This is a genomic window from Aeromonas rivuli (assembly GCF_000820045.1).
Classification (GTDB): Bacteria; Pseudomonadota; Gammaproteobacteria; order Enterobacterales; family Aeromonadaceae; genus Aeromonas; species Aeromonas rivuli.
This window is the reverse complement of the sequence record NZ_CDBJ01000056.1, coordinates 19031-32360: the sequence shown is the minus strand read 5'-3', so window position 1 is coordinate 32360 and position 13330 is coordinate 19031. Positions and strand designations below refer to the sequence as shown.

Below are 13330 nucleotides of genomic sequence, written 5' to 3'. Positions count from 1 at the left end.
TTGTGGGTCGCTTCCAGGGGGTTGAAGGCGGGGGCGGGGCGGGCCTCGATGCGCACCCCGTAGCAGAAGTCGCGTCTACCCTCCTGAGGCACCAGCAGGTGGCATTGCTCCGGATCATCCTGCACGACCCGGCTGGTGAGCCCGCGGGCATTGAACTCGCTGCACAGGGTGGTCAGGGCGGGCAGGGCGACTTCGCCGAGGAAGTTGCGGGCCTCCTTCTCGCTGGAGGGGCGCAGCAGGTGATCCATGCGGGTGCGCCACTGTTTGCCATTCCAAAAATCGGTGGCAGGGGAGAGGCGCCGCGCCGAGTGCTCTTTATCCGCGATGAGACCGCGCACCAGGCCAAGGCAGAGCAGCACGATGATGAAGGCAAACGGCAGGGCGGCGATCAGTGTCATGGATTGCAGCGCTGCCAGTCCCCCGGTTGCCATCAGGGTACCGGCGGTGACCCCGAGCAGCAGGGCCCAGAACAGGCGTTGCCAGATGGGGGAGCGCTCCTTGCCCTGGGTGGCGATGTTGTCGATGACGAAGGCCCCCGAGTCGGCGGAGGTGACGAAGAAGACGCTGATCAGGATCACCGCCAGGGCGGAGGTGATGTCGGCACCCGGCAGCAGATCGAAGAAGTTGAACAGCAGGGTATCGACGTTGCCGACCGAGTCGATGAGAGCCTGGCCCCCCTCCTGCTGACTGGCCCAGATGGCAGCGTTGCCGAATATCGTCATCCACAGCAGGTTGAAGGCGGTGGGCACGAACAGCACACCGAGGATGAATTCGCGCAGGGTACGGCCGCGGGAGATGCGGGCGATGAACAGGCCGACGAAAGGAGACCAGGAGATCCACCAGGCCCAGTAGAGCAGGGTCCAGTTGCCGAACCAGCCCGCCTGGTTGGGTTCGCTGTAGGTGAAGGTGCGGAAGGTGAGCTGGGTCAGGGAGGAGACATAGTTGCCTATGTTCTCGGACAGGGCCCCCAACAGGTATTGGGTGGGACCGGCCACCAGCACGAACAGCAGCAGCACGATGGCGAGGAAGAGGTTCAGCTCGGAGAGGCGCTTGACCCCCTTGTCGAGGCCGGTGACCGCCGACAGACCGGCCAGGGCGATGACGATCCCGATGAGGCCAAAGCGGAACAGATCCCCCGAGGTGTCCATCCCGGTGAGCCGGGCGATCCCCGCCGACAGCTGCAGTACCCCGTAACCTAGGGTGGTGGCGATACCGAAGATGGTGCCCACCAGGGCGAAGACGTCTACCGTATGGCCCAGCGGCCCGTGGATCTTCTCCTTGAAGATGGGGTAGAGGCCGGAGCGGATGGTCAGCGGCAGGTTATAGCGAAAGCCGAAATAGGCCAGTACCAGGCCGACGATGGCGTAGATGGCCCAGGCGTGAAAGCCCCAGTGGAAGAAGGTGGTGACCATGGCCTCGCGGGCGGCGCCCGGCGTGAGCGGGGTCGCCTGAGGTGGGGAGACGAAGTGGGTCATGGGTTCGCCCACCCCGAAATACATGAGCCCTATCCCCATACCGGCGGCAAACAGCATGGCGAGCCAGGAGGTGAAGCTGAACTCGGGGCGGGCGTCGTCCGGCCCGAGCCGGATGTTGCCGTAGCTGCTGAAGGCCAGCACCAGCAGCAGGATCAGGAACATGCCGACCACCAGCACGTAGAACCAGCTGAAGTGCTCGGCTATCCAGCGCTGACCGTCACCGAAGAAGCGGGCGGCAGATTCGGGGGCCAGGGAGCAGACCGCCAGCAGTGCCACGATAAACAGCAGGCTGGGGATGAAAATAGGCCACGACAGGGTACAACGGGGTGGACGGGGTGCGTTCATGGGAGACCTTTGGGTAGAGGGACTCAGATACTATAAAGCCATTGTTCACTTAAGAGACACATTTAAAGCGAGGCATGCCGGGCAGCTTGGGCCCGGATCCCCGGTTTTTCCGACCGGGAGCTGTGCTGGCTGGCGTCGCCCCTGTGCCTCGCTGTCTCTGCCATCCGCACGCATCACGACGCGGCCTCACGGGCAATCCCCGCGTTGCCTATGGTGCGCTTGCCCGACTCAGGGAGCGGGCAGGGTCTGGGCGCGGCAGAAGGCAAGGAAGCGGCGCAGGGCCGCGGAGTGGAACTTCTGCTTGTGCCAGACGAGGGAGAGCTGGCGGGGGAAGCTCTGGCTCGGGGTGAGCGCCACCAGGCGGCCGCTGTGCAGGCGATCGGAGACCGCGAGGCGGGAGATAAAGGAGATGCCGAGCCCCTTCTCCACCGCCAGCATCACCGCCTCCAGGGTGTTGAGTTCGAGCCCCGCCTGCCAGCGCGGCAGCCTGGGCAGGATCTGCTGCTCGAACTGCTCGCGGCTCCCTGACTGGGGCTCGCGCAGTACCCAGGTTTCGCCTGCGAGCAGGCGAAGAGGCAGCTCCAGCTGCCCGGCCAGGGGGTGCTGGGGCGGGGCTATGATCAGCATCTCGTCTTCGAGCCAGGGCTCGCTCACCAGATCCGGGTGATGGTTCTCCCCCTCGATGAGGGCCAGATCCAGCTCGAAGTGGGCGAGGGAGTGGCACAACAGGTGGGTGTTGGCGATGGTCACCCTGGGGGCGGATCCCAGCTCCTGGGCACCTCCCGCCAGCAGGCTGGGCAGCAGGTAGTTGCCTATGGTCTGGCTGGCCCCCAGGCGCAGCTGGCCGCTCGGCTCGGCGTCCGGGCCAAACAGCTGCTCTATCTCCTGCATCCGGGTCAGCAGCTCCTCGGCGGCCGGTTGCAGCAGGCGCCCCTCGTTGTTGAGCTGAAGTCTCGGATGCACCCGATCGAACAGCGGGGTGGCGAGCTGGCGCTCCAGCTCCTGCAACGACTGGGAGACGGCCCCCTTGCTGAGGCAGAGCTCGCTGGCCGCGCCCCCCAGGTTGCCGTGGCGGGCTATGGTGGCGAACACCTTGAGTTGTTGCAGGGTCAGCTTCATGTCGTTTAATTTTCCTAAACGCTTAGTTCAATTCATTTAGATATCGTAAACGATAGACCCTCTTTATCCTATGTACATCGTCATCAACAAGAGGGTACCAGTCATGATCGCACGCACCCGTCGCTCCCTTGCCGCCGCCCCGACCCCCATGGCCGGGCTGGCACTCGGGATCGCCAGCCTCGGCTGGTGTTGGGAAAATGCCGGTCAGTTCGATGGCCGCCTGCAACTGCTGGGGGCCGCCATCGCCGCCGTGCTGCTCCTCGTCCTCACCTTCAAGTTCCTGCTGCACCCGCGTCTGCTGTGGCAGGATCTCGCCCACCCCGTGGTGGGCAGCGTAGTGCCCACCTATGCCATGGGGACCATGGTGGTCTCCAAGGCGGTGGGGCTGCTGGCCCCGACCCTGGGCCAGGGGCTCTGGCTGTTTGCGGTGATCATTCACCTGCTGTTCCTCGCCACCTTCGTCTGGCACAGGGCCAAGGCGTTTGAAATTCACCACATGGTGCCGAGCTGGTTCGTGCCACCGGTGGGGATCATCGTGGCCGACGTCGCCTACCCGGGTGGCCCCTTCGCCGCCCTGGCCAATGGCCTGCTCTGGTTCGGCATGGCCTGCTACGCCCTGATGCTGCCGCTGATGCTCTATCGCCTCATCTTCAGCCACGAGGTGCCGGATGCCGCCAAGCCCACCATCGCCATCCTGGCGGCGCCTGCCAGCCTGTCGCTCGCCGGCTACCTCACCGTGAGCCAGGATCCGTCGCTGCTGCTGGTGGCCGTGCTGCTGGGGATAGCCCTGCTGATGACTGGCATCATCTACCTGGCCTTCATCAAGCTGCTGCGTCTGCCGTTCTCGCCGGGCTATGCCGCCTTCACCTTCCCCCTGGTGATAGGCGCCACCGCCCTGTTCAAGGTGGGTCACCTGCTGTCGCAGTGGCCAGAGGCGGCCCACTATGCGGCGCAGATCAACCAGCTGGCCTATCTGGAGCTCGGTGCGGCGACCCTGATCGTCGGTTATGTGGCGCTGCGCTACCTGATGTTCTTTCTGCCCCTCGGTCAGGTTGGCATGCTGGAGCAGCCCCTGCGCCGCTAAGCGTCCTGCTCGCCTGCCAGCAGCAGACCCCGCTCCGCGGGGTCTGCTTCATTCTGGGGCCTGCACGACGTCAGCGCCCTTGATGGGGTGCCAGGTATTTTCCCCACGTGAGTATGTTTTCGATCCCTGGCGAGATAAGGCGGCCTCTTGTCGCACGGCGTGTCCGGCTTTCGTTGAGCAAAGCAGTTGACCATGACGGCTTTGGTTGTAATGCGGCGGGGCGACTATAGTGCACCCTGATGAGGGTGCCTCGTTTGGCCCGCTCGAAGAGGTAAAAACCATATTGGGATCAACAGTAGGAGGTTGTCATATGAAAGGTATTGCCATCCTGGTGACGGTGTTTTTGATGGGGGTGGGGGTCGCGCACAGCGCCACCATGACGGCGCAGCAGCTGTGCGAGAGTCAGGCTGCCGAGAAGAAGTTGAGCGGCGCGGCCAAGACCAGCTTCGTCGGCAAGTGCGTCAAGACAGCCCCGGCCACTGATAGCGCCAAGGCGAGTCAGTGCGAGAAAGCGGCGGCCGACAAGAAGCTGGCCGGTGCGGCCAAGAACAGCTTTATCCAAAAATGCGTGAAAACCGATGCCACGGCCGACAAGGCAAGCCAATGTGAGAAAGCGGCGGCCGACAAGAAACTGGCCGGTGCGGCCAAGAACAGCTTTATCCAGAAATGCGTGAAAACCGATGCCACGGCCGACAAGGCAAGCCAATGCGAGAAAGCGGCGGCCGACAAGAAGCTGGCGGGGGCGGCCAAGAACAGCTTTATCCAAAAATGCGTCAAGACCGGCTAAGGGTGTGCAAGCGGGGCGCTCCCTGGGGTGCCAGCTAATACCGATGTGTGATGTTCAGGGGGCCCATGGCCCCCTGCTTTATTCGCCGTCATTCGCAGCCTCAGGGATTGTTGTCTCCGTTGGGGCTGGCGTGCTCGCCCGCAGGGGCCTAGAAGCTGGCCCCCAGGCTGATGTATTGGCGCCACTCCTTGCCATCTATGGTGATGCGCCCATCCGGGGTATTGAACCAGGCATCGTCCCAGTCCAGCTCGCTCGACCAGGAGAGGCGGACGTTGTCGTTGAAGTAGTAGCGCATGCCGATGCTGCCATTGACGCTCTGGTTGAGGGTAAAGAGGGGAGAGTCCTGATCCAGGTACTTGATGTAGGTGCCCTTGCTAAACAGCTCTATCCGCTCCTCCCAGACAGGCTGACGATAGTCCCAGCCGAGGCTGGCGAAGGGGTAGGAGGCATGGGGGGAACCGAACAGCTCCTCTACGACCTCGTTGCCATCGCGCCAGTAGGCGTAGCGCACGCCGCCCTGGGTGATGAGTTCGAGGCGGCGCTTCTTGTCATTCCAGAAGCGGTAGCCGGGGCCCGAACCCAAGTCGAGGGAGAGATAGTCGGTCTCTATCATGTCGTACTCGTAGTCCACCGAGCTGCGCCAGAACCAGCTCTGATCGAAGAAGATATCGACAATGGGTTTGAGTTGGTAGTCGTGGCTGTCGGTCTTGCCATCGGTGGTTTCGTAGTTGTACTCCCCCTCCAGGGTGTAACGCCAATCCATGTTGGCGAGCTCGAATGCGCCCTTGAGGTTGACGTCATTGCTCTGGCTGGTGTTGCTCTTGAGCTTGATGTTGACGTCGCCGTTGCCCGTCATGTGCCAGGCATTCTCGGCAATGCCGAGGGGGTTGAAGTCGATGCCCCCCTTGGCGGTGGGCTTGGGTTTGTAGGGCTTGTCGAGCCGCCAGCGCATGATGGCGCTGCGCGCTATGGTCAGCGGCTCCCCATAGGGCAGTTTGATGCGCACCATCTTGTCGGTCATCTCCTCTATCTTGCCGCTCAGCCGATCGCCGTTGTGCATCCAGAGAATATCGGCGGCCCAGAGTGGCGTCGCGGCCAGCAGGGCGCAGAGGCAGAGCAGGCGCGGCAAGGCGCGCAGGAAAGAGCAGGGGTTCATCATGGTGTCCTATCTGGCACTTAACCGCCAACGAGCAGGGGCATGCCGCTTTTACGCTCCAGCGCCAGGCTGGCTTGACCCGCATCCACCTCGGGGGCATCGATAAAGCCTTTGACCGCCGGGCTCAGCACCAGGGGGGCACCTTGCTCAAGCTCTTGCTCGGTGCGGGACAGGGGGGAGTGCACCTCCAGCCAGCGGCTGCCATCTGGCTCTATGGCGGCCTTGACCGGTTGATTGATGACCCTGACATGGGTTCCCAACGGCACCTGCTTGAACAGGGATTCGATATCGGCGGGTCGCAGCCGGATACAGCCGGCACTGACCCTCAGCCCGACGCCGAAATCCTTGTTGGTGCCGTGGATCAGGTAGTCCTGCTTGCCATAGCCGAGCCGCATGGCGAACTTGCCCAACGGATTGTCCGGGCCCGGCGGCACCACGGCGGGCAAGTCGATGCCCTTTTGCTCCAGCCAGGATTTGCGCACCATGGGCCCCGGCGTCCAGGTTGGATTGGGGTTCTTGGCAATGACGGTGGTGGTCATCTCCGGGGTCTCGCGGCCTATGTCACCTATGCCAATGGGCAGTACCACCACGTCATCCGCACCCTTGGGGAAGTAATAGAGGCGCAGCTCCGGCAAATTGATGACGATGCCCTCTCGCGGCACATCCGGCAGCAGTATCTGAGTGGGCAGGATCAAACGGGTACCCGGTTTGGGCAGGTAGGGATCGACCCCGGGATTGGCCTCAAGCAGTGCCAGGAAGCCAATCTGAGTGTGAGCCCCGATCAGTTCCAGGTGTTCACCCTGCTGCACTATGTAGTCTTCGGGGGCGCCAATGAGGCGGCTGTTGGCCGCAGGCAGCGGATAACTGGTGGCCAGTGCTGAGCCCGCCCAGCAAGTGGTGAGGAGCGGTAGCAGAATACGCAAGTTGAACATGAGCAATCCAGGTCGTCGAAACGGATCCCCTCAGGGAGGGCGAAAGAGGCGAAATTGTTAACCAATCGGCCCGGGAATACCAGCCCGGCGGCAGCGACGCACCGATCTTCATCCGCCGGGATAAACAACAGGGAGCCAGGCGGAGCAAGAAAGCAACAGGGGAGGAGACCCATGATGAGGCCCGCCATGATGCTTGATGGATTTCTATACAGTCAGTTGATATTTAAAGAGATTGAGATTGATTTCCTGGGTGGGACTGAGTCAGAATAGCCCCTATGGAGAGATGCCGGAGTGGCCGAACGGGATTGACTCGAAATCAATTGTGGTAGCAATACCACCCAGGGTTCGAATCCCTGTTTCTCCGCCATCTATCAAGCCCAACCTACTCAGTAGGTTGGGCTTTTTCGTTGTCTGTCTCTGCGGAGATGCCATCCAGATGAACGGCGTTGGACCGCTCATCGCCCCGTGTTTCCTGTTGAGGGTGCTCGGTAATTGGGACATATCTGAACCCATGACATACAGGGCCCTGACACGGCGCATCAACAATGCAAGTGGCTGGCTAATGGGTGGCAATTCAAGGTGACCGAGCCAGCTCGAGTGGACGAGCCTGTGTGAAGACTGCGACTGTTTATCGGGATCATCTATCCAGCAAGACGCCCAGTTTGCTCATCAAGGCGATGGAGCCAAGGATGCGCCTCCTTGTGTCTGAAATCGTCGGAGCGGCGCCGGGAGCGGGTTTCGGTCTATGGGATCCGGTGGCTACACTGCCTGAGTTCATGGGGCCTGTGCGTGAGTTGGCGCAGGGCCGGGATCACACAGAGGGAGCGACAGATGGTAATGAGATGGCAGAGCGCGGGGTTGCTGATGGTGAGCCTGATGTCGGGTTGTACCACCCTTGTCCCAGCCCCCATCGAGTATCTGAAACAGGATCCTCCTCCTGGCGGCGTGCCGCCTGGGAAGCTGGTCTATGTGGACGATGGCAAGTGTCCGGATGGCCAGATCAAAAAGCTTCGCGGCGGCGATGGGAGCAAGAATCTTCCTCGCCACGTCGAGTGTGTGCCGCGCCCGCAGTAGCCAGTACGCTGGCTATGGATCAACAGGGGAAAGCCTTGTCAGCAGTCATCGGCATATTAAGTTGATGGGATCAATCCCCAATGAAAAGGCCCAGGCAACTGCCCGGGCCTTTTTGTATTTATAGGGGCAGGGCGCTAGAAGGTATCGCCGGGCACCCGCACCCAGCCCTCCATCAGGATGCGGGCTGAGCGGGACATCACCGCCTTGGTGACCGTCCACTCGCCATTCACCTGCCGCGCCTCTGCGCCCACCCGCAGGGTGCCTGAAGGGTGGCCGAAGCGCACCGCCTCACGCTCACCGCCACCGGCGACCAGGTTCACCAGGGTGCCGGGAATGGCCGCCGCTGTGCCGATGGCCACGGCGCAGGTGCCCATCATGGCGTGGTGCAGCTTGCCCATGGAGAGTGCCCGCACCAGCAGGTCGATCTCTCCAGCCATCACCGTCTTGCCACTGGAGGAGAGGTACTCCTTCGATTTGGCGACGAAGGCCACCTTGGGGGTGTGCTGGCGGGTGGCCGCCTCCTCCGGCGTCTTGATGAGCCCCATGCGCAGGGCGCCGGCGATACGGATGGCCTCGAAGCGCGCCAGCGCCTCGGGATCGCCGTTGATCGCCTCGCGCAGCTCGGTGCCCTGATAGCCAATCTCCTCGGCATTGACGAACACTGTCGGAATGCCGGCGCTGATCATTGTGGCCTTGATGTTTCCTATGCCGGGCACCTCGAGATCGTCGATGAGGTTGCCGGTGGGGAAGAGGGCGCCGCCCTCCTCGCCATCCTCGGAGGGGTCGAGAAACTCCAGCACGATTTCGGCGGCGGGGAAGCTGACCCCATCCAGCTCGAAGTCACCTGTCTCCTGCACCTGGCCGTTGCTCACCGGTACATGGGCCATGATGCTCTTGCCGATATTGGCCTGCCAGACTCGCACCACGCAGGTGCCGTCTTGGGGAATGCGGGCCGGATCCACCAGCCCCGCATGGATGGCGAAGGCGCCGGCGGCGGTGGAGAGGTTGCCGCAGTTACCGCTCCAGTCGACGAACGGCTTGTCGATGGCAACTTGGCCGTAGAGGTAGTCCACATCGTGATCGGGCTGCTGGCTTTTGGAGAGGATCACGCACTTGGAGGTGGAGGAGGTGGCGCCCCCCATGCCGTCCATGTGGGCCGAATAGGGGTCGGGGCTGCCGATGACGCGCATAAACAGCGCATCCCGGGCCGGGCCCGGCACCTGGCAGCGCTCGGGCAGATCGCTTAAGCGAAAGAAGACGCCCTTGCTGGTGCCGCCGCGCATATAGGTGGCCGGGATTTTCACTTGGCCTGGTTGAGCCACAGATGGATGGGCCATAAGGATCGTCCTGAATGATTCGGGTTAGAAGGGTCGATTCCCCCGCCCCGCAAGGGGAGGGGGAATACCATATATCAGCTGGCGGCCTTGTGGGTGGTCGCTTTCAGGAAGTCCTGGGCGAAGCGCTGCAGCACGCCGCCGGCCTCATAGACCGAGACCTCCTCGGCGGTGTCGAGGCGACAGGTCATGGGCACCTCGACCGTCTCGCCGTTGCGCCTGTGAATGACCAGCACGAGATCGGTGCGCGGGGTGCGTGCCTCCTTGACGTCATAGGTCTCGGTGCCGTCCAGCCCCAGGGTCAAACGGCTGGTGCCCGGCTTGAACTCCAGGGGCAGCACCCCCATGCCGATCAGGTTGGTGCGGTGAATGCGCTCGAAGCCTTCCGCCGCTATCACCTCCACCCCCGCTAGCCGCACGCCCTTGGCCGCCCAGTCACGGGACGAGCCCTGACCGTAGTCGGCGCCCGCCACTATGATCAGCGGCTGCTTGCGGGCCATGTAGGTTTCGATGGCTTCCCACATCCGCATGACCCGGCCCTCCGGCTCGACCCGGGCGAGTGAGCCCTTCTTCACTGCGCCGTTTACCACCGCCATCTCGTTCACCAGCTGAGGGTTGGCGAAGGTGGCGCGCTGGGCGGTCAGGTGATCGCCGCGGTGGGTGGCGTAGGAGTTGAAGTCCTCCTCCGGCAGTCCCATCTTGTGCAGGTATTCACCGGCCGCGCTGCTGCGCATGATGGCGCTGGAGGGGGAGAGGTGATCGGTGGTGATGTTGTCCGGCAACAGCGCCAGCGGCCTCATGCCCTTGAGGGTTCGTTCCCCCGCCAGCGCCCCTTCCCCCTCTTTATCCCAATAAGGCGGGCGACGGATATAGGTGCTCATGGGACGCCAGTCGTACAAAGGCGCGACCTTGGGGCCATGGTCTTCCTCTATGGTGAACATGGGGATATAGACCTGGCGGAACTGCTCCGGCTTCACCGAGGCCCTGACCACGGCATCGATCTCGTCATCCGACGGCCAGATGTCTTTCAGGCGAATTTCCTTACCGTTCACCACTCCCAGCACATCCTTCTCTATGTCGAAGCGGATGGTGCCCGCGATGGCATAGGCCACCACCAGCGGCGGCGAGGCGAGGAAAGCCTGCTTGGCGTAGGGGTGGATGCGACCGTCGAAGTTGCGGTTGCCCGACAACACGGCGGTGGCGTAGAGGTCACGGTCGATGATCTCTTGCTGGATAGCCGGATCCAGCGCACCTGACATGCCGTTGCAGGTGGTGCAGGCGAAGGCCACTATGCCAAAGCCCAGCCGCTCCAGCTCGCTGTCCAGTCCCGCCTCTTTCAGGTACAAGGCCACCGTCTTGGAGCCCGGCGCCAGCGACGACTTGACCCAGGGTTTGCGGACCAGCCCGAGCTGGTTGGCATTGCGCGCCAGCAGGCCTGCCGCAATCACGTTGCGCGGGTTGCTGGTGTTGGTGCAGCTGGTGATGGCGGCGATGATGACGGCCCCATCCGGCAGCAGGCCGTCGGCCTCCTGGGCGCGGGCCTTGTCCAGATCCACCGCTATGCCGCGCTCCGCCAGGGCTGAGACCGGCAGGCGGCGGTGCGGGTTGGAGGGGCCCGCCAGGGTGCGTACCACGGTGGAGAGATCGAAGTGCAGCACGCGCTCGTACTGGGCGCTCGCCAGGCAGTCGGCCCAGAGGCCCGCCTCCTTGGCATAGGTCTCCACCAGCTTGACCTGTTCGGCATCGCGGCCGGTGAGGCGCAGGTAGTCGATGGTTTGGCTGTCGATGAAGAACATGGCCGCGGTGGCGCCGTATTCCGGCGCCATGTTGGAGATGGTGGCGCGATCGCCCAGGGTCAGGGCGCCTGCGCCCTCGCCACGGAACTCCAGATAGGCGCCGACCACCTTCTCCTTGCGCAGGAACTCGGTCAGGGAGAGCACCAGGTCGGTAGCGGTGATGCCGGCTTGCGGCTTGCCAGACAGCTCCACGCCGACGATCTCAGGCAGGCGCATCCAGGAGGCGCGCCCCAGCATCACGTTCTCGGCTTCCAGCCCGCCCACCCCCACCGCGATCACCCCGAGGGCGTCGACGTGGGGAGTGTGGCTGTCGGTGCCGACGCAGGTGTCCGGGTAGGCGATGCCCCTGTCGTTGTGAATGACCGGCGACATCTTCTCCAGGTTGATCTGGTGCATGATGCCGTTGCCCGGCTGGATCACCTCTATGTTCTTGAACGCCTGCTTGGTCCAGTTGATGAAGTGGAAGCGATCCTCGTTGCGGCGATCCTCGATGGCGCGGTTCTTGGCAAAGGCATCGGGATCGAAGCCGCCACACTCCACGGCGAGGGAGTGATCGACGATGAGCTGCACCGGCACCACAGGGTTGACCTGGGCAGGATCCCCCCCCTGATCGGCGATGGCATCGCGCAGGCCAGCCAAGTCCACCAGGGCGGTCTGGCCCAGGATGTCGTGGCACACCACCCGGGCCGGGAACCAGGGGAAGTCGCGATCGCGCTTATTCAAGGCGATCTGGCCGAGGCACTCGCCGAGGATGGCCGGATCGCACTTGCGAACCAGGTTTTCGGCGTGAATGCGGGCTGTGTAAGATAGTCTGTCCCAGGCGCCGGGGGCGATGGCGTTTACCGCCTCCCGGGCGTCGAAGTAATCCAGTGCCGTACCGGGCAGGGGCTTGCGATATTGAGTGTTAATCATCACTTGCGCTCCTGATTCTGCTCGGCGTGGACGCGGGCTGTGTAGGAGAGCCTGTCCCAGGCGCCGGGGGCGATGGCGTTCACCGCCTCCCGGGCGTCGAAGTAGTCAAGCTGAGTGCCGGGCAGGGGCTTGCGGTATTGTGCGTTGGTCATCACTTGCGCTCCTTGAGCGGCACGAAGGTCAGATCCTCCGGGCCCGTGTAGTTGGCGCTCGGGCGGATGATCTTGCCGTCGATGCGCTGCTCGATGACATGGGCCGACCAGCCTGAGGTGCGGGCGATCACGAACAGCGGGGTGAACATGGCGGTGGGCACCCCCATCATGTGGTAGCTGACGGCGCTGAACCAGTCGAGGTTCGGGAACATCTTCTTGGCCTCCCACATGGTCGACTCCAGTCGCTCGGCGATGTCGAACATCTTGGAGTTGTGCTGCTCCAGGCTGAGCTCGCGGGCCACCTCCTTAATCACCTTGTTGCGGGGATCCGAGACGGTATAGACCGGGTGGCCGAAGCCGATCACCACTTCTTTTTTCTCGACCCGAGCGCGGATGTCAGCCTCGGCCTCATCCGGATTCTCATAGCGCTTCTGGATCTCGAAGGCCACCTCGTTGGCGCCGCCGTGCTTGGGCCCGCGCAGGGCGCCGATGGCGCCGGTGATGCAGGAGTACATGTCGGAGCCGGTGCCCGCGATCACCCGGCCTGCGAAGGTGGAGGCGTTGAACTCATGCTCTGCGTAGAGGATCAGCGAGGTGTGCATGGCGCGCACCCAGGAGGCACGTGGCTTCTCCCCGTGCAGCAGGTGCAGGAAGTGGCCGCCGATGGAGTCATCATCGGTCTCGACTTCGATGCGCTTGCCGTTGTGGCTGAAGTGGTACCAGTAGAGCAGCACCGAGCCTAAGCAAGCCATCAGCTTGTCGGCGATGTCCCGGGCGCCCGGGTGGTTGTGGTCGTCCTTCTCCGGCGACACGCAGCCCAGCACCGAGACGGCGCTGCGCATCACGTCCATGGGGTGGGCGGAGGGGGGCAGCTGCTCCAGGGCGGTCTTGACGCCGGAGGGCAGGCCACGCAGGGCCTTGAGCTTGGCCTTGTAGGCGGCCAGCTCGGCGATGTTGGGCAGATGGCCGTGCACCAGCAGGTGGGCAATCTCCTCGAATTCACAGCTGGTGGCGACATCGAGGATGTCATAGCCACGGTAGTGCAGGTCGTTGCCGGAGAGGCCGACGGTGCACAGGGCGGTATTGCCGGCGGCGGTGCCGGAGAGGGCGACGGATTTCTTCGGTTTGAAGCCGGGGGTGGTCTCCACAAGTGCGCTCATCACA

10 protein-coding genes, 1 tRNA gene and 1 pseudogene are annotated in these 13330 nt (G+C 63.4%); 4 read left to right on the top strand and 8 right to left on the bottom strand.

Annotated elements, in window-relative coordinates; all coding sequences use genetic code 11:
• Both BN1130_RS13985 and BN1130_RS13980 read right to left on the bottom strand, forming a co-directional pair.
• Positions 1 to 1820 (bottom strand): BCCT family transporter (locus tag BN1130_RS13985; protein ID WP_042042703.1); only part of this gene is annotated, 1820 nt, incomplete at its 3' end.
• A gap of 228 nt (positions 1821 to 2048) precedes the next feature.
• Positions 2049 to 2939, bottom strand: a complete 891-nt coding sequence (locus BN1130_RS13980; protein ID WP_042042702.1) for a LysR substrate-binding domain-containing protein — start codon at positions 2937 to 2939, stop codon at positions 2049 to 2051.
• A 103-nt stretch (positions 2940 to 3042) separates the two neighbouring features.
• On the opposite strand from BN1130_RS13980, the gene BN1130_RS13975 reads away from it, so the two are divergent.
• Together BN1130_RS13975 and BN1130_RS13970 are read left to right on the top strand one after the other, a co-directional pair.
• A complete protein-coding gene (locus BN1130_RS13975) occupies positions 3043 to 4023 on the top strand; it encodes a TDT family transporter (RefSeq protein ID WP_042042708.1) in 981 nt (326 codons plus the stop codon).
• Positions 4024 to 4333: 310 nt separating this feature from the next.
• Positions 4334 to 4714, top strand: a pseudogene (locus BN1130_RS13970) (hypothetical protein); the annotation flags it as partial.
• A gap of 244 nt (positions 4715 to 4958) precedes the next feature.
• Here BN1130_RS13970 and BN1130_RS13965 read toward each other — a convergent pair.
• Positions 4959 to 5969: a DUF481 domain-containing protein gene (locus tag BN1130_RS13965; RefSeq protein WP_370736616.1), complete on the bottom strand. Its 1011-nt coding sequence runs from the start codon at positions 5967 to 5969 to the stop codon at positions 4959 to 4961.
• Positions 5970 to 5986: 17 nt separating this feature from the next.
• Positions 5987 to 6898: a L,D-transpeptidase family protein gene (locus BN1130_RS13960; RefSeq protein WP_042042699.1), complete on the bottom strand. Its 912-nt coding sequence runs from the start codon at positions 6896 to 6898 to the stop codon at positions 5987 to 5989.
• Positions 6899 to 7175: 277 nt separating this feature from the next.
• Between BN1130_RS13960 and BN1130_RS13955 the strand changes: the two genes are divergently transcribed.
• Positions 7176 to 7265 (top strand) — tRNA-Ser (locus BN1130_RS13955).
• A 464-nt stretch (positions 7266 to 7729) separates the two neighbouring features.
• Complete coding sequence (locus BN1130_RS13950) at positions 7730 to 7972, top strand: DUF6719 family protein (protein WP_042042698.1); 243 nt, start codon at positions 7730 to 7732, stop codon at positions 7970 to 7972.
• Positions 7973 to 8106: 134 nt separating this feature from the next.
• Here BN1130_RS13950 and prpF read toward each other — a convergent pair whose 3' ends face one another.
• The 4 genes from prpF to prpC form a co-directional block, all read right to left on the bottom strand.
• Positions 8107 to 9309: a 2-methylaconitate cis-trans isomerase PrpF gene (gene prpF / locus BN1130_RS13945; RefSeq protein WP_042042696.1), complete on the bottom strand. Its 1203-nt coding sequence runs from the start codon at positions 9307 to 9309 to the stop codon at positions 8107 to 8109.
• 74 nt (positions 9310 to 9383) lie between these two features.
• Complete coding sequence (gene acnD, locus BN1130_RS13940) at positions 9384 to 12014, bottom strand: Fe/S-dependent 2-methylisocitrate dehydratase AcnD (RefSeq protein ID WP_042042695.1); 2631 nt, start codon at positions 12012 to 12014, stop codon at positions 9384 to 9386.
• Positions 12014 to 12166: a hypothetical protein gene (locus tag BN1130_RS22300; RefSeq protein ID WP_157014026.1), complete on the bottom strand. Its 153-nt coding sequence runs from the start codon at positions 12164 to 12166 to the stop codon at positions 12014 to 12016. Before BN1130_RS22300 ends, acnD begins: the two co-directional genes overlap by 1 nt.
• Entirely contained in the window at positions 12166 to 13326 is a 1161-nt protein-coding gene (gene prpC / locus BN1130_RS13935) for a bifunctional 2-methylcitrate synthase/citrate synthase (RefSeq protein WP_042042694.1), read from the bottom strand. Before prpC ends, BN1130_RS22300 begins: the two co-directional genes overlap by 1 nt.
• Positions 13327 to 13330: the final 4 nt, after the last annotated feature.